This window comes from Methanosarcina acetivorans C2A (assembly GCF_000007345.1).
GTDB classification, from domain to species: Archaea; Halobacteriota; Methanosarcinia; order Methanosarcinales; family Methanosarcinaceae; genus Methanosarcina; species Methanosarcina acetivorans.
The window spans coordinates 3,268,950-3,293,151 of record NC_003552.1; the positions used below are offsets into that span (position 1 = coordinate 3,268,950).

At 47.9% G+C, this 24,202-nt stretch carries 21 protein-coding genes; 16 read left to right on the top strand and 5 right to left on the bottom strand.

Going from position 1 to position 24,202, the window contains the following annotated elements:
• Nucleotides 1-204 precede the first annotated feature (204 nt).
• From MA_RS13740 to MA_RS13810, 14 genes are all read left to right on the top strand, one after another.
• Complete coding sequence (locus MA_RS13740; RefSeq protein WP_226990599.1) at nt 205-765, top strand: DUF1269 domain-containing protein; 561 nt, start codon at nt 205-207, stop codon at nt 763-765.
• A 607-nt stretch (nt 766-1,372) separates the two neighbouring features.
• Complete coding sequence (locus MA_RS13745) at nt 1,373-1,933, top strand: DUF1269 domain-containing protein (protein ID WP_048065467.1); 561 nt, start codon at nt 1,373-1,375, stop codon at nt 1,931-1,933.
• A gap of 275 nt (nt 1,934-2,208) precedes the next feature.
• Nucleotides 2,209-2,451, top strand: coding sequence for a hypothetical protein (locus tag MA_RS13750; RefSeq protein WP_157860243.1), 243 nt, complete (start codon nt 2,209-2,211; stop codon nt 2,449-2,451).
• A 150-nt stretch (nt 2,452-2,601) separates the two neighbouring features.
• Nucleotides 2,602-3,024 carry a mechanosensitive ion channel family protein gene (locus tag MA_RS13755; RefSeq protein ID WP_011022602.1) on the top strand — a complete coding sequence of 141 codons (423 nt, stop codon included), beginning with the start codon at nt 2,602-2,604 and terminating at the stop codon, nt 3,022-3,024.
• Between the two features lie 1,112 nt (nt 3,025-4,136).
• A complete protein-coding gene (locus tag MA_RS13765; protein ID WP_011022604.1) occupies nt 4,137-4,652 on the top strand; it encodes a DUF1269 domain-containing protein in 516 nt (171 codons plus the stop codon).
• A gap of 210 nt (nt 4,653-4,862) precedes the next feature.
• On the top strand, nt 4,863-7,217 hold the full coding sequence (locus tag MA_RS13770) for an arylsulfatase (protein ID WP_011022605.1): 2,355 nt from the start codon (nt 4,863-4,865) through the stop codon (nt 7,215-7,217).
• Between the two features lie 204 nt (nt 7,218-7,421).
• Nucleotides 7,422-8,402 (top strand): AI-2E family transporter, encoded by a 981-nt coding sequence (locus MA_RS13775; protein WP_157860244.1) that lies wholly within the window; start codon nt 7,422-7,424, stop codon nt 8,400-8,402.
• Nucleotides 8,403-8,554: 152 nt separating this feature from the next.
• Nucleotides 8,555-9,895, top strand: coding sequence for an anaerobic sulfatase maturase (locus MA_RS13780; protein WP_011022607.1), 1,341 nt, complete (start codon nt 8,555-8,557; stop codon nt 9,893-9,895).
• Between the two features lie 122 nt (nt 9,896-10,017).
• Nucleotides 10,018-11,508 carry an arylsulfatase gene (locus MA_RS13785; protein WP_048065470.1) on the top strand — a complete coding sequence of 497 codons (1,491 nt, stop codon included), beginning with the start codon at nt 10,018-10,020 and terminating at the stop codon, nt 11,506-11,508.
• Between the two features lie 51 nt (nt 11,509-11,559).
• Nucleotides 11,560-11,688, top strand: coding sequence for a hypothetical protein (locus MA_RS29445; protein ID WP_281085456.1), 129 nt, complete (start codon nt 11,560-11,562; stop codon nt 11,686-11,688).
• Between the two features lie 331 nt (nt 11,689-12,019).
• Nucleotides 12,020-12,937: an HAD family hydrolase gene (locus tag MA_RS13795; protein WP_048065472.1), complete on the top strand. Its 918-nt coding sequence runs from the start codon at nt 12,020-12,022 to the stop codon at nt 12,935-12,937.
• 212 nt (nt 12,938-13,149) lie between these two features.
• Nucleotides 13,150-15,507, top strand: coding sequence for an arylsulfatase (locus tag MA_RS13800; RefSeq protein ID WP_011022610.1), 2,358 nt, complete (start codon nt 13,150-13,152; stop codon nt 15,505-15,507).
• Nucleotides 15,508-15,636: 129 nt separating this feature from the next.
• Entirely contained in the window at nt 15,637-16,191 is a 555-nt protein-coding gene (locus MA_RS13805) for a YqhA family protein (protein WP_011022611.1), read from the top strand.
• 122 nt (nt 16,192-16,313) lie between these two features.
• Nucleotides 16,314-17,060, top strand: a complete 747-nt coding sequence (locus MA_RS13810) for a CPBP family intramembrane glutamic endopeptidase (RefSeq protein WP_011022612.1) — start codon at nt 16,314-16,316, stop codon at nt 17,058-17,060.
• Nucleotides 17,061-17,067: 7 nt separating this feature from the next.
• Here the strand turns inward: MA_RS13810 and MA_RS13815 are convergent, their stop codons facing one another.
• The 4 genes from MA_RS13815 to MA_RS25605 all read right to left on the bottom strand — a co-directional run bounded on the left by MA_RS13815 (nt 17,068) and on the right by MA_RS25605 (nt 21,124).
• On the bottom strand, nt 17,068-18,588 hold the full coding sequence (locus MA_RS13815; RefSeq protein ID WP_011022613.1) for an aminoacyl-histidine dipeptidase: 1,521 nt from the start codon (nt 18,586-18,588) through the stop codon (nt 17,068-17,070).
• A gap of 275 nt (nt 18,589-18,863) precedes the next feature.
• Complete coding sequence (locus MA_RS13820; RefSeq protein ID WP_011022614.1) at nt 18,864-19,247, bottom strand: hypothetical protein; 384 nt, start codon at nt 19,245-19,247, stop codon at nt 18,864-18,866.
• Nucleotides 19,248-19,367: 120 nt separating this feature from the next.
• Complete coding sequence (locus tag MA_RS13825; protein ID WP_011022615.1) at nt 19,368-19,754, bottom strand: NUDIX domain-containing protein; 387 nt, start codon at nt 19,752-19,754, stop codon at nt 19,368-19,370.
• 341 nt (nt 19,755-20,095) lie between these two features.
• Nucleotides 20,096-21,124 carry a UPF0228 family protein gene (locus MA_RS25605; protein ID WP_083755937.1) on the bottom strand — a complete coding sequence of 343 codons (1,029 nt, stop codon included), beginning with the start codon at nt 21,122-21,124 and terminating at the stop codon, nt 20,096-20,098.
• A 1,237-nt stretch (nt 21,125-22,361) separates the two neighbouring features.
• On the opposite strand from MA_RS25605, the gene MA_RS13840 reads away from it, so the two are divergent.
• Nucleotides 22,362-23,486, top strand: coding sequence for a hypothetical protein (locus MA_RS13840; RefSeq protein WP_048065474.1), 1,125 nt, complete (start codon nt 22,362-22,364; stop codon nt 23,484-23,486).
• Nucleotides 23,487-23,562: 76 nt separating this feature from the next.
• On the opposite strand, the gene MA_RS13845 is transcribed toward MA_RS13840, so the two are convergent.
• Nucleotides 23,563-23,754: a hypothetical protein gene (locus MA_RS13845; protein WP_048065475.1), complete on the bottom strand. Its 192-nt coding sequence runs from the start codon at nt 23,752-23,754 to the stop codon at nt 23,563-23,565.
• 130 nt (nt 23,755-23,884) lie between these two features.
• Between MA_RS13845 and MA_RS13850 the strand changes: the two genes are divergently transcribed.
• On the top strand, nt 23,885-24,145 hold the full coding sequence (locus MA_RS13850) for a hypothetical protein (RefSeq protein ID WP_011022618.1): 261 nt from the start codon (nt 23,885-23,887) through the stop codon (nt 24,143-24,145).
• Nucleotides 24,146-24,202: the final 57 nt, after the last annotated feature.

Consider the following 24,202-nt stretch of genomic DNA (forward strand, 5'->3'; position numbering starts at 1 on the left):
CTGAGACCGTTTTTCGAGTACTGAATTCCGGAGAAGGGTAAAAGGGGAAGATAGCTGCCGGAAATTTGGAAGATTTCGTGGTTTATCCGGAGGATAGTCTTGCCCCTTCAATGAAGAATGGGGAAACACGGAAAAGGTAAACAGAATGTGGGCAGCAGAGGAAGAAAAAGAAGGGGAGAAAATAACTTCAAAGGGGGAAAACAAGTGGTTGAAGTAATGTATGGACCTATGCAGATGTTAGTTATTGCATTCGAAGACCCGAAATTTCACGGCCAGATACGCCGCGAACTTGAGTCAGTCATGGAAAAAGGGATTATCCGGCTCATTGACCTGCTGTTCGTATGGAAAGACAATGACGGAAATGTTACCTCGTTGGAGGCAACACAGCTGGACGAAAAAGAGAGAATGCGTTTCGGAGCCGTAGTAGGCGGACTCCTGGGCTTTGGGGCCGGAGGTGTGGAGGGAGCAAAGATAGGCATGGAAGAAGGAGCTCTGGCAGCAGCCCAGGAAAACTACGGAATTACCGAAGAAGATATTCTGGAAGTAACCGATGCAATCCCGGAAGGCACCGCCGCTGCTATCCTCATCATCGAACACCTCTGGGCAAAACAACTAAAACAGTCGCTTCAGGATTCAAGAGGGGTACTTGTCTCTCAGGGAATGCTCACCCCAGAACTGCTGATGTTAGTTGGAGATGAGCTGGCAGAAGCCGTTACCTTCGCTGAAGAAGAACAAAAATCTCACGAAGCAGCTGCTGCAGTCTGAAAGCCCGCGAAGAAACGGAAAGTTTCCGGGAATTGGTTGCATGGCAAAAACAACGATTCCTGAATAAAGTAAAGTGTAGGGAGGGAAGTGGGAACAGTCCCTTCATTCTTATTTTATACATTTTTTTAAAGGCTCAATGCTATATTTTATTTATGTCCCATTTTTATTAATATCCCATATCAATTACGTATCTACCTCTACAGAAGAAACAAATAAATTCCGAATGAAGGATTTTCCTCATCCTTTTCTCTTTCAAATTCTTTTTATTTAGCCTGCTATTTTTATTCCTGTTTTCTTGTTCCTGTTTCCGGCATTTTTTATCTTATGTGTATTTTTATATGTGCTCGATTTTATATAAACTGGATTTTATATGTAGCATTGCTGAAGCTGTTGAAACTGTTTTTCGGATACAGAATTCCGGAGAAGGGGAAAAGGAAAAGATAGCCGCAGAAATGTGGGAAATTTCGCGGCTTATAGAACAACCTTTGCCTCTTTAATAAGGAATTGGAAACAGAGAAAAGGTTAACGGAAGGCGGACAGCAGAGAAACAAGAAAAAGAGGAAAAAAGAAAAAAAAGAGGGAGAAGAACTTCAAAGGGGGAAAACAAATGGCAGAAGTAATGTATGGACCTATGCAGCTCTTAGTTATCGTGTTCGATAATCCGGACTTCCACGGCCAGATCCGGCGGGAACTTGGGTCAATCATGGAAAAAGGAATTATCAGGCTTATTGACCTGCTGTTCGTATGGAAAGACGAAAATGGAAGCATCAGGTATATGGAAGCTTCTCAGCTGGACGAAAAAGAGAGAATGCGTTTCGGAGCCGTAGTAGGCGGACTCCTGGGCTTTGGGGCCGGAGGTGTGGAGGGAGCAAAGATAGGCATGGAAGAAGGAGCTCTGGCAGCAGCCCAGGAAAACTACGGAATTACCGAAGAAGATATTCTGGAAGTAACCGATGCAATCCCGGAAGGCACCGCCGCTGCTGTCCTTATAATTGAACACCTCTGGGCAAAACAGCTAAAACAGGCGATCAAAGATGCGGGTGGAGTACTTGTTTCCCAGGGCATGCTCACTCCCGAGCTGCTGGCTTTGGTAGGACAGGAACTGGCAGAAGCCGTTACTTTCGCTGAAGAAGAACAAAAATCTCACGAAGCAGCTGCTGCAGTCTGAAAAGCTGCCAGGGAGCAGAAGAAACTCGAGAAATGATATGTAGAGAAATAAACTCTATAAAAAGGAGATTGCTCGCCTGCAGTTTACAGGCCTTTGCACCATCTGAAGTCATAATTAAAACCCGAACCATAATAAAAAGTGGAGAAGATGGAATTTCCATTTTCCAGCTTTAAATCCAAGGAAAAACAAGGTGAAAATTGCTTATTTTTTCCAAAGTTACTAATTTTTTCCTTTATTTTCATAGCCGATTAATTCTGAAGCACCTGCTCTGGCCGGTGGTCAAAAAGACAGAAACAAAAACTGATGACCGGACTCTCCTCCTTCTGGAAAGCCTTCTGCTGCTTTTCATCGTGCTGTGGGGCCTGAAGGCTATAGTAAAATTGTTCGGTGAATCTATAGGGCTCTATACAGGACTTGTGGATGACCTCTTCTTCTTTCTTTACTGGTGTATAGGAATCTATTTTATTTTTCGCCTCAATCCATCGCTTCAAACTGATACCTCTCCAGGTTGCCCCTGAAAGATAGGGAAGAAATCGACTTTACCCTTACCAAATAGCGAACCTATTAGACATCGTTGCCCCTGAAAGATGGGGGAAGAGATCGACCAGTGAATTGTCCACACCCTACAATACATATTTTTTCTGATTTTTGGTTTTCTGGCCGTAATTGTGCTTTTTGAACATTTCGGAATCACAGGAACCGCATTAACTGCGTCTCTTACTGTCCCGGATATCGGAGGAATTGTAATTGGTTTTGCAGCCCAGGCGGCGCTTGCGGATATAATTACGGGGATCGTGCTACTAATCGACCGTCCCTTCAGGATCGGAGACCGTATTCGTATAGAAAAACTCGATACCCGGGGAGATGTTATAGAAATCGGATGGCGGTCGACTCACATCCTTACCAGGGATAACCGGCTGGTAGTAATCCCAAACTCCATTATCGGGGTGGATCTTGTCACGAATTATTCCATACCCTGCAGGATGTTCCGTGTTGAGATCGATGTAGCAGTATCCTATGGCCCGGATATCGAGTATGTACGAAACCTGATTATTGAGGCTATGAAGCAGGAAAGCTGGATCATGCACTAACAACCGATACAGGCTCTCTTACTCGAGTTTACCGGATCAGGAGTGAGGTTCAAAGCCAGGTGCCGGACAGAAAACTACGTGGAAACCAGGGTTTCAGAGAGCAGAAAAAGAAAAAGATATAGGATTTATCGATCCCTAAGATCACTTCCAGATGGCGGTTTCTTCCGGTAACGTCAGTCTTTTTTGCTTTAGGACTTTTTTCTCTTCTTTCTTCTTCTCCTTTTTCTTTTTTGTGGGAAAGACCGCTCTCCTGCGTCGAGCGGGACAAAAACGACATGATATAGCGAATAACGTTTAACGGGTCAAGAGGAACTGTAATTTAAACAACCCGAACGAAGAGAAAAGCTACGTTACTTATCCATAAGTTAGTCCTCTTGAGCGAAACGAAGTGGAGCGAAAAGGACCTCGTGCTCCCGAAGCGAAACTCGGGTGCCAAAATGCAATTCTGATGAACCAGAAAACATCATAACTTAATCATTTTTTTCAAAATAAAGGAACAATCCATTTCAGCAGACCTAACAAAATAAATCAACATGCATAGGATAATATGTATAAAAGAAGAATTATATAAAGCGAATAATTGAACATCGAGCTTGGGGGAAGTGGTCTCGAAGGTTCCGTTGGGGTTAACAACATCAAAATTTACCGGTAGGTACCTGACAGGAAGGTTTCTGGAAAAATGAAAGACACCTGACGAATTTCAAGCCTTCAGGTTCAAGCCGATAACAACCAAAATTTAAATGGAATTCATCTCGCTCTGAATAGCTCTGGCTATGCAGGATATCGATACCTGTTGACTGTGCAAACTTACATAGAAACAAACAGTAAAAAAATATACTGCAGATTTCCCTGTTAGAAGCTAGTCAGAAGCTATATTACCTTGACCCTGGCACAAAACGGTTTGTGGACTTTGAGTAGACTTTCCGGCTACTATGCTGCCAGGACAGCAGAAAGTGTGTAAGCCGTGAAAGAAGACATGTTACCCCAGCTGTTTCAAGATTTGAAAAACGATAGTGGAGATGACAGTTTCCCCTCTCCGGCGGGCTGACATCAAAACACAGGTTTACATCAAAAAACAAGAATCAGCAAACTATCCGATATAAAAGGAGGTCATGAATATAGCAACTCTAACCGTTTTAAAATTTGACACCCCTGGCGGTGCAGAACATGCACTTGAAGTAGTAGAGAATTTGAGCAAACAGGAACTGATCACCCTGCAGGACGCAGCAATCGTTTCCTGGCCTATGGGCAAAAAGAAGCCAAAAACGAAGCAGTTAACCAGCATGACCGGAGTAGGCGCACTTAGCGGCGCATTCTGGGGCATGCTGTTCGGCCTGATCTTCCTGGTTCCGATCTTCGGAATGGTCGTCGGGGCAGCTATCGGTGCTCTTTCCGCTTCCTTTGCCGACGTGGGGATCAGTGATGATTTCATCAAGTCTGTCCGCAGTAAAGTGACCGAAGGCACCTCTGCTCTCTTTCTACTTACCAGCGATGCCGTGCAGGATAAGGTATTCGAAGCTGCCAGGGGAATGAAGTTCGAACTCATTGCTTCCAACCTGTCAAAGGAAGAAGAAGACAAACTGCGCGAAGTATTCGCCGAAGAAGAAGCAGCTGTTCCATCACAATGAAATTTAACTGGAAAAACATCTCTCCGGGAATGTACACTGTCCGGAAATTGCTGGAAAAGCGAAAAAAAGCGATTCTTGCAAGAGATTCTTGAAAAAATGAATGTGGGGAAAGGAGAAAACATCTGTTCCGTCCCCCGTTTTTATTTTTGAGCATTTTTTCAGTTTTATTTTTTTGCATTTTCGGGAAATCCAAGTCTGAGAGGAGGAGAAATGCCATTAAAGGAATACAAACCCGGAACCGCCTTCCCCGGGGTCATAGGTAGGACGGCAGACCAGTCCGAATCAGCCTGGCCGGAACCTCGCCGGGCTAAAGAAGGCGCCCCAAATGTCCTGTTTATCGTGCTGGACGACACCGGCTTCGGGCAACTCGGCTGTTACGGTTCACCCATTAATACGCCCAATCTGGACAGCCTGGCAGAAGGAGGGCTTGTTTACAACAATATGCACACAACGGCTCTGTGTTCTCCCACCCGTACCTGTATCCTGACAGGGCGAAACCATCATTCGAACAACATGGCCTGCATCACCGAGGGTTCAACAGGCTATCCCGGCTACAACGGGTACATACCTTTTGAAAACGGTTTTCTGGCGGAGATGCTTCTGGAACATGGTTACAATACCTATGCTGTCGGCAAGTGGCATCTGACGCCGGCAGACCAGATCTCATCAGCAGGGCCCTATGACCGCTGGCCTTTAGGAAGAGGGTTTGAGCGCTATTACGGCTTTTTAGGAGGCGAAACCCACCAGTATTATCCTGAGCTGGTTTACGACAACCATCCCGTAAGCCCTCCCAAAACTCCCGAGGAAGGCTACACCCTGAACGAAGACCTGGCAGACAGGGCTATCCAGTTCATTGCCGACGCCAAACAGGTAGCTCCCAACAAGCCTTTTTTCATGTACTTCTGCCCCGGAGCCATGCATGCTCCTCACCACGTGCCAAAAGAATGGGCGGACAAGTACAAAGGAAAGTTCGACGAAGGCTGGGAGGCTTACCAGGAAAAAACATTTGCCCGGCAAAAAGAGCTGGGGATCGTCCCTAAAGACGCAAAAATCTCCCGCCACGACCCGGATGTCAAGCCCTGGGGAGAATGTTTGCCTGAAGAGCAGAAGCTCTATGCCCGCATGATGGAAGTTTTTGCCGGTTTCCTTGAGCATACCGATTACCATATTGGAAGACTCCTGCAGTTCCTGAAAGACATGGGAGAATTTGAAAACACCCTGATCATGGTGATTTCCGACAACGGTGCAAGTTCCGAAGGCGGGCCCACAGGCTCGGTCAACGAAAATTTATTTTTCAACAACGTGCCCGAATCACTCGAAGAGAACCTTCCCCTGCTTGATAAACTTGGAGGCCCGGAGACCTTCAACCATTATGCCTGGGGCTGGACCTGGGCAGGAGACACTCCCTTCCGCCGCTGGAAACGAGAAACGTACCGTGGAGGCGTCAGTGATCCCTTTATTGTTCAATGGCCCGGGGGGATCAGGGCCAGAGGCGAGGTCCGCACCCAGTACGCCCATGCTATCGATATGGTCCCTACGGTTCTGGAATGCCTGGGAATCGAGCCTCCGACGGTTATTAAAGGTGTAACACAGTCGCCCATTGAGGGTGTAAGTTTTGCACACACCCTGGGAAATGCAAATGCCCCTTCCAGACACCACACCCAGTATTTCGAGATGATGGGGCACCGTTCCCTCTATCACGACGGCTGGCGTGCAGTGTGTCCCTGGCCGGGCCCCTCGTTCGCTGAAGCAGGAAAGCCCTTCGGAGAACCTATTTCGGCAGAGAAGTTAACCGAGCTGGATGCAACAGGCTGGGAACTCTACAATGTTCAGAAGGATTGGACAGAGAACGAGAATGTGGCTGCAGAAAACCGGCCGAAGTTGATAGAGATGATTGCTACCTGGTATGCAGAGGCAGGGAAATATAATGTGTTGCCTATCGATGCCCGGGGAGTGTTGCGCCTTGCTGATGAGCGGCCGCAGATAGCAGTGGATCGAACGCGTTACACTTATTATCCCGGAACCCAGGCGATTCCAGCAAATGCGGCAGTTAATGTGCTCAACCGCCCGCATAGCATCACAGCCGATGTGGAGATCCCTGCCGGAGGCGTTGAAGGGGTTCTGCTTGCCCATGGGGGTATTGACGCCGGCTATTCGTTCTATATGAAAGGCGGAAAGCTGCACTGGGTACACAACTACGTAGCAAGGGCTCTTTATCATGTCGAATCCGGTGAAAAGGTGCCTGAGGGTCGGCATCAACTCCGTTTCGAGTTCGAGGTGACCGGGGAGCCGGACGTTGCCAGCGGAAAAGGCGCACCTGGAAGGGCTCAACTCTATATAGACGGGAACCTGGTAGGGCAGGCTGAGGTTCCGGTAACGACTCCGCTTATGCTTGGACTAACGAGCGGGGTTACCTGCGGCTCGGCTCCCGGGGCTCCGGTCACACCCGACTACCGGCCTCCCTTTGAGTTTACAGGCAAAATCTACAGCGTGACCGTGGATGTGAGCGGCAAACTGATCGAGGATAAGGAAGTTGGGATGCGGATGGTCATGGCCCGGCAATAAGCAGCTTAACTATCCACTAAACCGATATCTGTGCGGCTCTGGCGAGACAGTGAAGATAGGATAAGGGCCTGGTGATCCGAAGACTGCCAGATCTATCATGGGGGAGAAATCATCACGGACAAAGGTTTTCAAAGCGAATTTTCCAGAAGCGCTCCGTACTGGCTGCGCCGCGTAGGTGTGGCTAGCTGGCTCTTCCTGGGCGTCATGCTCGCCGCCAGTACCGTCCTCAGCGTCATTGCGACAGTGAGCAGTATCACCGTCCCGCTGCTCGTTGCCGTGGTTATCGGCATCGTCTTTCGGCCGCTAGTGGACATACTGGAGCAGCGGCGTGTTCCCCGTAATATCGGCACGGTACTGACCATGCTGTTTATATTTCTGGGTGTTGCCGCCCTGTTCGTTATCCTGATAAAAGGTTTCATTGACCAGGGAGCCGAAATTGTCCTCCAGCTCGAAGCCGGATGGGCAAGCCTGCAGGCCTGGTTGCTGCAGTTCCAGGTCAAAGAGGAAACTCTTAATTCCATCAGCGCCGCAGTCTCGAATTCCCTGCCTGCACTGGGCCAGGGCATTATCGGGCTCTTCAGCAGCACATTTTCGAGTGCTATAGCGCTCCTGATAGGGATCTATTTCAGCGTTTTCATCCTCTTTTTCATCCTGCGGGACGGGCCCGAAATAGAGGTCTGGCTGGCACGGCAGTTCAACTTAAAACCCGGGACCGGTGCGGCCATCGTTGCCGACATCAGCCGTTCCATACGCCTCTATTTCCGGGGAACTGCGATCACTGCAGCGATCACGGCTATCGTGGTGGTCATTCCCCTGATTATCCTCAAGGTACCTCTTATAGGCTCGATTCTCATCCTGTACTTTTTTACTTCATTCATCCCCTACATAGGCGCCTTCATTGGCGGGGCTTTTGCCGTGATTATCGCCTTTGGTTCCGGGGGGCCGGAAACCGCACTGATTATTGCAGTGGCTGTGACCATATCCAACGGAGCGCTTCAGAACGCCATAAATACCTGGGCTCTGGGAACAACCCTCAAAATTCACCCGCTGGTTGTGTTCCTGGTTACGATCGCATCCGGTGTTGTCGGCGGATTCCTGGCCATGATACTGGCAGTGCCGCTGACTGCGGTCGTGGTGCAGACGGTGCACCGCTTACGCGAGGAAGGAGTTTTCGCGGAGGAGTAAAAAACCGAGGGCATAGGACAGAAGGAGTATTTCAAATGACCGAAAATACAGGCAGACCTTACGAAATCCGAATAACGCCCCTAATAATTGTCCGGATCATGGAGCTCAAATTCAACCCGGAAATTCTGGCTGGCTCAGGGAGGCACTGCTAAATGACAAACTCTCTGCCCCCCCGAATCCATGTGCTGGCAAAGCCTACAGGGGCTATCTGCAACCTTGCCTGCTCCTACTGCTTCTTCCTGGACAAAGAGCTGTTCTATCCGGGCAGCAGGTTCCGTATGTCAGATGAAGTGCTGGAAAACTACATCCGGCAGCTGATTGCAGCCCACAGCAGCCCGCAGGTGACCATTGCCTGGCAGGGGGGTGAACCCACCCTGATGGGAATCGACTTTTACCGGCGTGCCATCGAACTGCAGGAAAAGTACAAAAAACCAGGCATGACGTTCGAAAATACGATGCAGACCAACGGCACGCTGCTGGACGACGAATGGTGCCGCTTCTTTAAGGAAAACAATTTTCTAATCGGAATCAGCATCGACGGCCCCCGGGAACTCCATGACTCCTACCGGGTGGACAAAAAAGGGGAGGGGAGCTTCGATATGGTCATGAAGGGGCTGCATTTCCTGCAAAAACACGGAGTGGAATATAACGTCCTGACCACAGTAAACAGGGCCAATGCCGGGTATCCTCTGGAAGTCTACCGCTTCCTCCGGGATGAAGCAAAAACAGACTGGATTCAGTTTATTCCGGTTGTGGAGAGGATCAATGAGGAGGGGCGTACCCTTTATCAGAAGGGGAACAGGGTTTCGGACCGTTCGGTACAACCCGGGCAGTTTGGCAGTTTCCTTAGCCGCATTTTCGATGAATGGGTGCGAAATGATGTGGGCAGGGTCTTCGTCCAGACCTTTGAGGCTTCTGCCCGCCGGTGGTTAGGGCTGCCTTCAGGCATGTGCGTTTTTGAGGAAACATGCGGGATGGGGCTTGCCCTGGAACACAACGGAGACCTCTACGCCTGCGACCATTTTGTGGAGCCGGACTACCTGCTGGGCAATATCATGGAAAAGGAAATTGCAGAACTTGCCTTTTCGGAAAAGCAGTACAGGTTCGGGCAGGAAAAACGCGATACTCTCCCGCGAGTATGCCGGGAATGTGAGGTACTCTTTGCCTGCCGGGGGGAATGTCCTAAAAACCGCTTCCTTACCACCCCTTCCGGGGAACCCGGCCTGAACTACCTCTGTGAGGGCTGGAAAGCTTTCTTCCGGCACATAGACTTTCCGATGCAGATCCTGGCAGGCCTGATACGCAGGGGCTATCCGGCAGAAGAGGTGATGCGGGTCCTGGCTCTGGAAGAGGCTTTTGCAAAGGCAGGCCGAAACGACCCCTGTCCCTGCGGCAGTGGGCTCAAGTTCAAACGCTGTCACGGTCAGCAGAAAGATAGACTGAAAAAAAAGAGTAAGAATTTAAGGACGTTCGGGGCACAACCACGGCCCTGATCTATGTGTTTCCCGACGAAACAACGTTAAGAAAAGGACAAATCCGGATAAATGAATTCAAGCTCGGATACCGCTTAAAAGCGCTAATCCAGGCTCTCAACCAATCTATTTGGGGGTTAAGAATGACAGAAAAGAAACCGAATATTCTGGTCATCTGGGGAGATGACATTGGCATTAGCAACCTCAGTTGCTATAGTGACGGCCTGATGGGCTACAGAACACCAAACATTGACCGTATAGCTAACGAAGGCATGAGGTTTACGGACTCTTACGGAGAGCAGAGCTGTACTGCCGGCAGGGCAGCTTTTATCACAGGACAGAGTGTCTTCCGTACAGGGTTGAGCAAGGTGGGCATGCCCGGAGCCAAAATAGGACTTCAGCCTGAGGACCCTACAATTGCCGAACTGCTGAAACCCCTGGGTTATGCCACAGGTCAGTTTGGAAAAAACCATTTCGGGGACCTTGACGAGTTTCTGCCCACCAACCATGGTTTTGACGAGTTTTTTGGCAACCTCTACCACCTGAATGCTGAAGAAGAACCTGAAAAACGCGATTATCCACCTGAGAAAGACTTTCCAAATTTCCGGAAGAACTATGGTCCCAGAGGAGTAATCCGTAGCTATGCCGATGGTCGCATCGAGGATACGGGCCCGCTGACAAAAAAACGGATGGAAGAAGCGGACCAGGAATTTCTGGATGCAACCATTGATTTTATCAAGCGTCAGCATGAAGCGGAAAAGCCTTTCTTTGTCTGGTTCAATACCACAAGAATGCATTTCAGGACGCACATCCCGGACAGGATACGGGGACAGTCGGGGCGCTGGCAATCCGCGTACCACGATGCCATGATCGAGCACGATCGGCAGATAGGCGTGCTTCTCGACCTGCTGGACGAAATAGGCATTGCTGACGATACCATTGTCCTCTACAGCACGGACAACGGACCACATATGAACTCCTGGCCCGATGCGGCTATGACACCGTTCCGCAACGAGAAAGACTCCTGCTGGGAAGGAGCTTTCCGTGTTCCTGAGTTAATACGCTGGCCTGGTAAGATCCCTGCAGGCAAAGTTTCTAACGAGTTTGTGAGCCACCTGGACTGGTTACCCACTTTGCTTGCAGCAGCAGAGGAACCGGATATTAAAGAGAAGCTTAAAAAAGGCCACAAAGCAGGAGACAAAACTTTCAAGGTGCACCTTGACGGTTATAACCTGCTTCCTTACCTGACCGGAAAGGAGAAGAAATCACCCAGGACTGAGTTCTTTTACTTCTCTGATGGCGGAGACCTGATGGCTATAAGGTACGACAACTGGAAACTGGTCTTTTTGGAGCAGCGCGCCACCGGCACGCTCCTGGTCTGGGCAGAACCTTTTGTCCCGCTGCGAGTACCGAAAATATTCAACCTGCGTACCGACCCGTATGAAAGAGCAGATCGGACATCCAATACTTACTACGACTGGCTGCTCGACCATGCCTTCCTGGTCGTTCCTGCTCAGGGTGTAGTAGGGGACTTTTTAGCAACGTTTAAAGAATTCCCTCCACGCCAGAAAGCGGCAAGCTTTACCGTGGACCAGGTAATGGAAAAGCTCTTGCAGGGGATCGTGAGCACCTGAAGGTTGAGCCTCTATCTGGAACCTTCTACTCCTTCAAGGTAATGTTCAGTTATGAGTAGACTGTTCTATGGCTCCGGTTTCTGCATGGATGGCAGGCTATCGGTTGAAGAGGCGCTGCTTCTCAAGTACTCAACCGATGGCCCGATAATAGGATGTGGAATCCTGGAGCTGATGCAATAGGTTGTTCTCTATGTATCGTTTTTTTGAAGGGGAATTAGGTGTGGAGGCAAAACCTGCTGCAATTAATTGCTCGCGGGTGTCACTCTTCCGCCAGCTTCCAAAACGAACCGATTTCCGATCTAACGGCGGCTGGAAAGGGGAGTGAAACGCTCGTACAGGACTTCGGGTGGGCAATCGCGTCGCAGGTATCCCATAAGGGGAATATCAAATCGACAGGGTAAGTCTCAGCCTTTACCAGCGAGTGCACACTCCAGCACTTTACCTCCACCCACCACCGCAGAAGGAGGTGGATTTTATGACTTCGTTTGAAATAAAGTAAGAGGAATTGACAATGTCCGAAATTCTCTCGTTGTGGAATGAAACACCATCGAAGAAAGCAATCATTGATTACGTAAACACAATCATAAATCCCGAAAGCGCTGATTTTGTGCCAGAGACCGAGCGAATTGCCATCCTGGACAACGATGGGACCATGTGGGTTGAAAAGCCCATGTATGTTCAGCTTTTCTTTGTCATGGACCGGCTGAAACAGATGGCTGAGGCAGACCCTGCGCTCCTGGACCAGCCACACTTTAAGGCAGCGACAAAGGGCGACTTGACCTACTTTTTCGGGCTTGATCCCCATGCTGGCGGCGATTTTAAAGAGCTGATGAAGACTGTCTTTGATTCTCACGCCGGCATGTCTCAGGACGATTTCATGCTTATGGCTAAAGAGTTCCTGGAGACTGCCAAACATCCCCGTTTTGGCATGCTGTACAAAGATCTGACATACAAGCCGATGGTTGAGCTCGCGCACTACCTGGACGATAACGGCTTTAAGGTCTTCCTGGCATCCGGTGGCGGTATGAGTTTCTTGCGTACAGTCTCGGAGGAGATCTACAACATCCCAAAAGAGCGGGTTATCGGCAGCAACATCTCATTTGAGACCCGGATGACTGATGAGGGACCGGTAATTTTCCGCAAGAAAGGCCTGGTCGATCCCCTCGACGACGGACCAGGAAAGCCGGTCAATATCGAGCTTCACATTGGCCGCAAGCCCATTCTGGCTGCCGGCAATTCGGACGGAGATCTGCATATGCTGTGGCTGGCACGGAAAAGCGGTCAACGCTCTCTATCGTTGCTGCTCCGCCATGACGATGCAAAGCACGAGTACGCCTACGACGAGGGAAGCGAGAAGACGCTGCAGATGGCAAAGGAACGGGGCTGGATCGTGATCAGCATGAAGGATGATTGGAAAAAAGTGTTCTGAGACGTTTCGTTAGCCAAATTTGGAGGACAGGACTAGTGGCAAAGATCATACAACTTTTCAGCTTTCCCGACGCCGAGAGTGGACTGAAAGCAGAAAAATGGGGAGTCTCAAAGGGGGATCAGGTACAGTCAGAAGATTGAGCCTGTATAAAATCTGGGACTCGAGGAGTAATACTACGGTTCCGAAAGAATGGGGGGACAATAATACCTGAATTGATAGAATACGAGCCCGGAAAACCTTTTCCTGGCGTTATCGGAAGGACACTTGACGAATCCTCACCTGCCTGGCCCAGGCCGACAAGGGCCGGAGAGAGTGCAGCAAATGTGATATTTTTTATCCTGGACGACGTGGGTTACGGGCAGATGTCAGTCTTCGGAGGGCTCTGTGAAACACCCAATCTGGAACGGCTGGCAAACCGGGGCCTGCGTTATACCAACATGCAGACCACAGCGCTCTGTTCTCCCACGAGGGGCTGTGCACTGACAGGCAGGAACCACCATACTCTGGGGCTCTCCGCCATCACCGAACTTTCCATGGGCTACCCTGCACATAACGGATATATGGGCTTTGAGCACGGTTTTCTCTCGGAAATCCTGCTGGAACAGGGTTACAACACCTTTGCCGTGGGCAAATGGCACCTGACCCCTCCTGAAGAGACCACTACGGCAGGCCCGTTCCACCGCTGGCCCCTGGGCCGGGGCTTTGAGCGCTACTACGGCTTTTTGGGAGGAAACACCGACCAGTGGCATCCCGACCTGACCTATGACAACCACCCGGTTCCGGTTCCCGCGACCCCTGAAGAGGGCTACCACCTGAACATCGACCTTGCCGACAAAGCTATCGAGTTTATCAAGGACGCCCATCACAATGCTCCGGACAAACCCTTCTTCTTATACTATGCCACCGGAGCAGGGCACGCCCCGCGCCATGTCGAAAAAAAGTGGATAGAGAAATACAAAGGCAGGTTCGATATGGGCTGGGATAAATACCGGAAGACGGTCTTCAAACACCAGAAGGGGCTGGGGATCGTACCCCCCGATGCATTGCTCTCGGAGCGCGACCCCGACGTGCCTGCCTGGGACTCCCTAACGGATACCGAAAAGAAAGTCTATGCCCGCCAGATGGAAGTCTTTGCAGCCTTCATTGAGCAGACAGACTACCATTTCGGCCGCATCCTTGACTTCCTTGAAGAGATCGGGGAACTGGACAATACCCTGGTAATCGTGCTCTCGGATAACGGTGCCAGTGCCGAGGGAGGGATACACGGGACTTTCAACGAGATGCTCTTTTTCAACAACGTGGAAGAAACTCTGGAGGACAACCTGGAGCGCATCGAGAAATGGGGAAACCCCGAAACCTTCAACCACTATTCCTGGGGCTGGACCTGGGCAGGAGATACTCCCTTCCGTCGCTGGAAACGCGAGACCTACCGCGGGGGAATAAGCGATGCCTGCATCGTCTCCTGGCCGGAGGGCGTCAAAGCTAGGGGGGAGAACCGCAGCCAGTACGCCCATGCTATTGACCTGGTACCCACTGTGCTCGAAGCCCTGGGCATGGAAGCCCCGAAAAACATCCGTGGGGTATCCCAGTCTCCCATACAGGGTGTCAGTTTCGCCCATACCTTTGATGACCCCGGTGCTCCTACAAAGCACATTACTCAGTACTTCGAGATGTTCGGGCACCGTTCCATCTACAATGACGGCTGGAGGGCGGTCTGCCCTTTCCCGGGCTCAAGCTTTGCAGAACCCCTAAGAGAGGGCTGGTTCTTCGGGATGCCTTTGAGTTCCAGGGTGCTCAAGGTGCTTGATTCCAAGGGCTGGGAACTCTATGAACTGGCAGAAGATCCGGCTGAGATCAGAAACCTGGCAAAAGAAAAGCCTGAGAAACTGCAGGAAATGATCCAGCGCTGGTACACCGAAGCCGGAAAGTACGGGGTGCTGCCCCTAGCAACAGCAGCCCTGGAACGCATGAATGTGCAAAGGCCGACCATTGCACGCCCGCGCACGAAATACATATATTATGCAGGTGGGACCCCGGTCCAGTTCTCTGCTGCTCCGAGAGTCTACAACAGGCCCTGGAGCATCACAGCCCGCGTGGTCATCCCCGAGGAAGGAGCAGAAGGTGTCCTGCTCGCTCACGGAAACCGCCACGGAGGATACAGCTTCTACGTCAAGGACGGGCACCTGCATCACGTCCACAACTATTCGGGGCTTGAAAAGTTCAGGATAAGCTCGCCCGACCCTATCCCGAAGGGGGAAGTCACCCTGCGCTACGAGTTTGAAAAGACAGACGAACCCGATTTCAGTAAAGGAAAAGGTTCTGCGGGGCGGAGCCAGCTCTACATTAACGGCGAGCTTGTAGCCAGCAGGAACCTGCCTTACACCGTTCCCAACCTCTTTGGTATCATCGGGCTGAGCTGCGGCTACGACGCAGCCGACAGTGTCCACCCCGAAGAATACAGGGCCCCGTTCACTTTCACAGGCAGGATCAGGCAGGTTGAACTTGACGTCTCAGGCGAACTGATCAAAGACGAGGAAGCTGACCTGAAACGGATGATGACGGAACAGTAAATTTGTGATATCATTCCAGAATACTGGTTCCACCTGGAATTGGAGTAGCTTTAGAGCAGCCGATATCAAAGTTTCGAAACGGTAAAGAAAGGCCGAAGCATTTCTCTTCACGGGATAGGGGAATCTACTATGAAAGTCGTGAAATTTATTGCCAGAATGAGATACTTTGTACTGATTCCCGTTATCGGGCTGGCAATTACCGCCTGTGTTTTGTTTATTAAAGGCGGCGTAGATCTGGTTCTCTTTATGGGTGAACTGGTTACCGGAATGACAGATGCAAATCCGGAGGTGAACATAATTGTTGAAATTGTGGAGACAGTACATCTCTTCCTGGTCGGTACGGTACTCTTCGTGACCTCTATCGGGCTCTACCAGCTGTTTATCCAGCCGCTCCCTTTACCAGGCTGGCTGGAGATAAATGACATTGAGGAACTGGAACTGAACCTGGTGGGGCTTACCGTTGTCGTGCTGGGGGTTAACTTCCTGGGCGTTATTTTTAAACCCCCGGAAACAAACCTGGCTGTCTATGGAATAGGATATGCCTTACCTATCGCAGCCCTTGCTTACTTCATTAAGGTGCGTTCATACGTAAAGGACGGTCAGGAAGGAAGTCTGAAAGACAGGAGCGAAGCGGATTCCACAAACAACAAATCAAGCCTGTTATCACACGAAAAGAAAGATTAAACCCGGAATTATCAATTATCCCCTCCTCTCTTTATGGTTTGTTTTTCGCATACTACCGGGTAAATCATCATAACTTTGCCCGGGAACCGGGATCTTTTATTGTCGGATCGGAGAAGACAAAGATGCATACATCACGAAAACCATGGCCTGTTTCACTGGTAATACTTTCAGTCTGGCTGGTTGTCGTAGTGGGAATAGGCCTGCTGCAGGTCGGGGGGCAGCCCATGCAGCTTGATGAATTGATAGAAAACCAGATAGCTTTTGGAGTGCTGGTTGCAGCGATCTTTTTGCCCGTGACTATTACCTATTTGAAATGGTGGGCTCAGGTCGGGTGGAAAGGCCCGGATAATTTACGGGATTTGCGTTTGTTGTTGCCACCGGCCCTGTCGCTTCTAATCCTGCTGCTTATTATTCTATTTACAGGCCTGCCACCAGCCAGGGAACTTGTGATCGTGGTTATCAATACCCTGATGGTAGGCATTAGTGAAGAATTGATGTTTCGGGGCATATTGTTTCACGGGGCTTCATCCTCATTCGGAACCTGGCGTGCAGTGTGGATCACAGCGATTCTTTTCGGTTCTGTCCACATATTAAACGGCTTAATCACCGGAGACTTCAGGGCGAGCGAAGTTCAGGCTCTTTTTGCAGGTATGTTCGGGGTCTGGACGGCAGTTTTGCGAGTCCGACTCGACACAATAATCCCCGTAATCATTATCCACTGGCTGTGGAATTGCCTGGTATTCCTGGCAGGTTCCCCGGGAGGGGTGGTGCTTCCCCTTTCTCTTTTACTATTCGTTTACGGCCTCTGGTTATTACGAAAATACCTGCACAGCAATGTCAGACTTGCGGAAGAGGTCAGTTTACGGTAATATTTAATCAGCGGTAGCTCTTCAGCAAATTTACCAGGAAAATCCAGACTCTTTCAATAGAGGGAATAAAGATCCTTTCTGCCGGAGAATGGGGATCTCTGATAGTCGGCCCAAGAGAGATTATCTCCATGCCTTCGTATTTCGAGCCGATTACCCCGCACTCAAGCCCCGCATGTACGACCTCGATCCCGGGCTCTTTTTCAAAGGTCTGAAGGTAGACCTGCCTGCATTTCGAAAGCAGCACGGATTCAAGATTTGGCTCCCACGCAGGGTAGTCGGCTTCCTGTACAACAGCAGCTCCGGCAAGCTTTGCCGCAGCTTCCACCTTCCCGGTAATTTCAGCCAGCCTGGACATGACTGAACTGCGCTGGTTTGTGATGATTGTTATTTCATTTTCCCCTGTCCGCACGGTTGCAAGGTTGTTCGAAGTCTCCACAAGGCCCGGAATCCTGTCCGAAAGCCTGTAGACCCCGTGGGGCAGGGCAAGAAGCAGCTTGAGTAGCTTTTCTTCGGTCCCGGTAGAGAATACCAGGTTTGGAGTCACTTCTTTTCTGGTGACCTTACCTCCTGAATTTTCAAACACGACTCCGTTTTCAACTTCCCTGAAACTCAAAACAAGTTCAGGGTCTGTCTTCGCATATTCGGACCTGAAAGTAGTCCCGAATTCCGAAACAAGCTTCTCCGCCTGTTCGAATTTAGCCCTGTCCAGAGCCAAAAAAGCATCTGTAAAATAAGGGATAGCATTGTGGGTTGTCCCTCCGCTCAGGAGAACCAGGCTTACGCATTGTTTACCCACCTTTTCCCGGAGCCCGGAATAGACCCTGGCAAATAGCTGGATAGCATTAGCCCGCTGCCTGTGAATCTCAACTCCTGAGTGCCCTCCTTCCAGCCCCTCTACCATGAGCTTGAAGAGCCCGAACCTGCACTCCTTTCCATATTCAAAGCTTTCCCACTCAAGCGGCAGCGTGATCCGGGAATTTTTCCCTCCGGCACACCCGACCAGAAAGAGCCCTTCATCTTCCGAGTCCATATTCAGCAGAGTCCTGCCCTCAACAAATCCCTTTTCAAGCCCCATGGCTCCGGTCAATCCGGTCTCCTCATCCACCGTAAAGAGCAGTTCCAGAGGCGGGTGTTCGATCTCCCTATTCTTCCCTGCCTCTGAGAGGGCCATCCCTATAGCAAGGGCAATCCCGTTGTCCGCCCCTATAGAGGTTTCATCTCCCTTCAACCAGTCCCCATCATACACACACCTGATAGGGTCCCTGTAAAAGTCATGTTTGGAGTCCTTGCTTTTCTCACAGACCATGTCCATGTGCCCCTGCAGCACAATTCCGGGAGAATTTTCATACCCCGGAGTAGCCGGGACTTTAATGAGTACATTCTTTACTGCATCGGTTTTTACCTCGAAGCCTCTGGATCTTCCCCATTCCTGCAGCCAGAGGGAAAGCCTTTCTTCGTGTTTCGAACAGCGCGGGATTTTGTTTATCTCCTCGAAAATTTCAAGGATTTTCCGGGTTTTCGGGTGCATGGTAATCAGCTCAGACTGTTTGTGCGGATCTTATGAGGATCTTGTGAAGATCGACAGCGGGGTTAGCAACACTAAAACAGCCGCAAATATGTCATTCAATAGAGATAATAATAGAGATTTACACAAATAAAAACACAAAAGAAGGTTAAAAAGTTGTTCTCTTCTTAAATATTCCCCTGAAAATTAAGTAATTAAATTTCTCCTTAATGTTTACCTGAAAATTGAGGAATTAAACTTCTTGGTTAAGTTTCTTGGTCAAATCGGCTTCATGAATATTAGAGATCTTTTGCCTTCTTAAAACCGAGTGCTTTCTCAAAACCGGGTGCTTCAACAAGAGCATGATCATCTATCACATGGTTCCGGAGACATGAAGCGTTTTCGGCCTCCTTGCGAATCCTGGCTTTTTCGACATCCTCTTCAGAGAGATACCCCAGAGCCTTTTTCTGGTGCTCCTGTATATTGCGAATCATATCATCCAGAAGGACATCATACTCCTGCAAAACTCTGTCAAGAGCCTTCAAGTTCTTATTCTTTTTAGCTTCCTTCCATTCCTTAAGAAGCCCGAACCTGATGATTTCGGCTTTCTCAATCGGGTAGCCAAGTGCATGCATATGGTAGGCTGCAAACTCAAGACTTCTGTCCTTTTTTGAATTGCTCATGATTATCCCATGATAAAGGCATTAATTTATTTTGAAATCTCTTCATCCACCAGTCAGAATTCAGATCAGAGTTCAATCAGGAATTCAAATCAAAATTCAATCAGGAATTCAAATCAAAATCTAACAGGAATCCGAATCGGAATTCAACTCATAATATTTCTTCAATATTTTTATTGTATTTTCGGAAACCCTTACTTTCATATTCTTACCCGGCTTGAAAAACGCGAAATGGTGTATCTCGTTTGACGGTGTCGGCGTTCCCTTCCCCTTGATCCGGAAAATCTTGGACGCATGGAATTTAAACAAATATTTCACTTCATACGCCCGCAGCCCGGTCTCCTCCCTGAGCTCCCTGATCGCCGCCTGGATACTTGCTTCCCCTCGTTTCGGTTTTCCTCCGGGAAGCCGATAGTAGCCTCCCGAACTGCTTACAAGTAAAACTCCTTCATCAGTGTCAACTATTACCGAACCTCTTCGATTATCATATGCGCTGGGAATACGTATCACCCCCTTGAATGGATCATATTCCCCGGATATTTCCTTAACAGGGTTTTTCTGGAAATTATTTAAAGCATTGGTAAGCTCGGATTAATGATTGGTCTGTTCCGGCGCCAGGAATGGAAGCTTTCAGTTTTCTTTCTCTCCGCTGCAAGGGACCTGAGCCGGCCCGCAAGGCAAGAAAAAAATAATTTGCAAACCAGCATCACAATTAAGAGAAGTTATATCCAGAAGAAATGAACCCTGGGTTGAGAGGATATTTTATAACCCCAAAGACAGCGTACTGCAGAGTCTCAACTCTGCCGGGACAAATTCGCCGGGTGGTAAGCACAGCCAGATAAAGCCTCTCATTAGGTACTACCGCAACGCAATAAAGTCAATACCTTTTCATTCATTTTAAGCTCGTTCTCTATTCTTCTTTCATCGCTCTCCCAAATCCAATTCTTAGATTCATTTCCGAGAGTAATACAACACAGAACGGAATTTTTCACCTGAAGATCATTTTTTTCAAGCATCGCAAGGAAATTTTTATCCTCAATAGCTTGTTCCGTTACTGTAATTATATAATGATTTCCTTTTTTGATATCATGGTATATAGGATCAGTCCAATTCTCATCTTTTCCCAATTCATTTCTTACATCCATTCTTTTATCCGCATCTACCACCAGGTAGTACCTTTCTGGCTGAAGGTTGGAGTCATATTCTATGGTGTTCATAGTCGTATTATATTTTTCAAGAATGGATTTAACTTCCTGTTCAGTAGTTCCATCTTCAAATTCAATTAATAAATGATTTATTCTCGTATCTGGAGATGCGGCCAGCACCTTTTCATTCTTTTCAAGTTCATTTGCAATTTGGTATGCGTCTTTCTGCGGAATACTACCATTCTCAGATTCATCTTCTAAACGAATATAACAATAGACGGATTTTTTTACCGGAAGATTGTTTTTTTCCAGTATTGCAAGGAAATTTTTATCCTCAATAGCTTGTTCCGTTACCGTCACTAAATAATTACTTCCTTTTTTTATAGGGATAGTCAAATTTACTTCATCTACCAATTCCTCTATATCCATTATTCTATCTCTATCTAATATCATGTAGTATCTGCCTGGAATAATATCAGAATTGTAATCTATGGTGTTTACAGTCATGTTGTAGTTTTCAAGAATGTCTTTAACTTCAGGCTCAGTAGTCCCCTCTTCAAATTCGATAAAAAAGCCAGCTACTTTTTTTCCCTGGAATGGCGTTTTCGTATCAACCGGTACCTTTGTGTCAACTGGTGTTTTCATATCAGCTGATGCGTTTGCAAACAATCCCCACAGTATTACAAGAGCTAGAAAAAAAATAAAAACAGTAATTTCTTTATTAAATTTGCTCATACCAGTCACCGTAAAAAAATGAGGAGTTTTAACTCCTCACATATACACGCCTATATTCTGAACCGAATGTTTCCATGTAAGAATAACCCAATGGATCGTCGATTGCCAATAAATATTCTGGGTAATTACTTAAATGAACTCCACCGAATATCTTTTATATGTTCATTCTTTCCATTAACTTACTTTCGTAAGTACTTTATGGCCAACTCATCAAACTGAAAGTAGATCCAAATCCAAATTCGAGCCGTTTTAAGATATATAGGACTATTGGATTGATAGTTTGATGATCTGGACATAAAATTTAAGTAAACTCTTTTGATACATGTTAAAAGAAGAGTCTAACAATATCAAGAAAGATATTTTTGCTTATGTTTGACAACTTTGCTTTTTCCTCTGCCACTGCAGCAACGACAACTGAAAAAAGATAAAACAGAAACTTCAATCAGCTTACTAACTTAGGAATGACGAAAATATAACTTATAAATTTCAGCTTGGGAATTGATCGATCGTTACACTTTCCCCGATAACCATTCTCGGCAACAAAATTCCTTGACATTATATTTGATTCATTCCTTAAATTTCCAGTGTGCTGGATTCAGATTTGTCATAGAGATTCATTCCAACTACACAAACTCTCTTAGTTTGCTCTTCACAAAATTGTTTGATGATTTTGGCCCGAAGCGAAACTCGGGATGTAGAGACACAACTCTGCTAGCGCAACTAGGGTGGAACCCCCATGTTCTTACCCTTAATTTTTAGGATCTGAAGACTTTCAAGGAACATTTGTTCTGCACTCAAATCCCATTAATTCTTAAGCGACCCTTTTAAACCGACTTTTCAACGGGAAAAGAGGATATAAAAGACTCATTCGAGAAAGGAGCTGTTTCAGACCAGCCATCTGTGCATTTAAAGCAAGTATTTTGATATGAAATACTTTTATAGAAATATACCCATATTTTATTAAAACAGGAATATACGCAACTGCACTACAAAATTTTACAATTCCCATTGCATTTTCTGGCCTCAATTAGCCGGAAGGAAACGGGAGAAGAAATTAAAGAAAAAGGGTGTTAAACAGGCCTGTTTTCGGGGTATGGCGGGTCTGAATTAGCGGATCTACTTCAACAGATCTATTTTTATAGGTACATTAATAGGTCCACTTTAGCAGATCCGTTTTAACGGGTCTACTTTAGCAGATCTGACTTAATTGCTGAAATTGATTGGGGGGTCGGAAGTCATGGTAGAAACTTCGGATTTGGTGATCTTCTGGGCTGTGGTTATAGCCCGCTTTTTAATACCGCTTTTCATTCCGCGATATCCTCTCCCGGGTGTGCTTGCCTCCCTGATCCTTGACGCGGTGGACCAGACTATCTTTCAGCTGTTTACGAGCCTGCCCCTTGAAGGCTACCAGGGATATGATAAAGCTCTTGACATCTATTACCTGAGCATCACCTACCTTTCGACCCTGCGTAACTGGTCGAACCTCTATGCCTTCAAACTGGACCGTTTCCTCTTCTACTACCGGCTGGTAGGAGTTTCGATCTTCGAACTCGTACATCTGCGTCCTCTGCTTCTTATTTTCCCCAACACCTTCGAGTACTTCTTCATCTTCTACGAGGCCATCCGCCTGAAATGGGATCCGAAGGTGCTTACAAAAAAGAAACTGATAACTGCCGCCGCCCTGATCTGGGTTTTCATAAAGCTCCCTCAGGAATACTGGATCCACGTCGCCCAGATGGACACCACCGATTGGATCAAAGCCAATCCCTCAAATGCCTTCATCCTGATCGCTTATGCAATATTCATTATCTGCCTGGCCTGGTGGCTAATCCGGGATCTGCCTCCCACCCTCCCTGGCCTGCAAATCGAAGCCTTACCCGTGGCAGCAGCTCCGGTTCTCGCCCCCTTACCAGAGGAAGTGAAAAAGGAGCGGGAGCGCCTCATTAACAAACAGGTGCTTGAGAAAATAGCGCTGATATCCCTCCTTGGCATAATCTTTGCCCAGATACTTCCAGGCGTGAGGGCAACGAACCTCCAGCTAGCTATTAGTGTAGCTATTTTTGTCGTGATAAACACAGCCCTGAGCCACTGGCTGTCCAGACGCGGAAGACACTGGAAGTCTATCATGCAGGAGTTTATCGTGATGTCGATAGTAAACCTGGGTCTCGTCCTCCTATTTGACTTCTTCCTCCCCACATACGACGGCTCAATAAACCTAGGAAACACACTCTTCTTCATCCTGCTCCTGACCCTGATCATCACTCTCTACGACCGCTACTGGCAGCTCCATACAAGAAACCATGTCAACAGCGGGAATTCCGGCAGTGGGAATTCCGGGGGAGAAGGAGAAAAAAGTTCTTGAGATGGAAAAGAGTTGGGGTTTAGATTTGAAGTCAAGGGAAAAAAGGAAACAGATTTGAAAAAACATATTTCAATATTTATACTCTTTCCAAGTTATCAATAAGTACATCAAAAGAATTATGTCCCAGGTACCAGGCTCCTTGATTAAATTTAATTGCCGAAACCCCTGAACTTGAGCAGGCATCAACAGTTTTCATTCTTACGATTTCATCGCTTTCTTCTGGATCATCAATAATCTTTACTCTGGATGCAATCCTTCTAACCCACACATTATTAAAGAAGCCCGCAATCTTCTTCCTAAACTCATTTCAGGAGAAATAGATGTTTCTGATCTGGATATTCGCGTAAGAAAAGGCAATTGACAGCTACTGGAAAGCATCGAGGGATCTAGAAGGAAAAATGGAGCTGATGCTTTTCTACGCTGAAAGCTGGGTGTGTTTTACCAACGAATACGGGGATATAGACGAGAAATTCTATAACAAAATCATTGACATGCTTGAAAAATTCTGCACCCTCTTAAAAACACCTGAAGGAAAAAACCTTTATCCCCGGTTTAAGAAAAGGCTTTTTGAAATTCGAAAAAAGTCAGAAGGGATAGGCTGGGGATTTGAAGACGACGTAGAATTACTTATTGAGGATGTTGAAGATTTCTTTGAATAATCCCTCACGAAGCCTTCACAGCCACGTATAAACATTATCCAGACGCAAAATAACCAT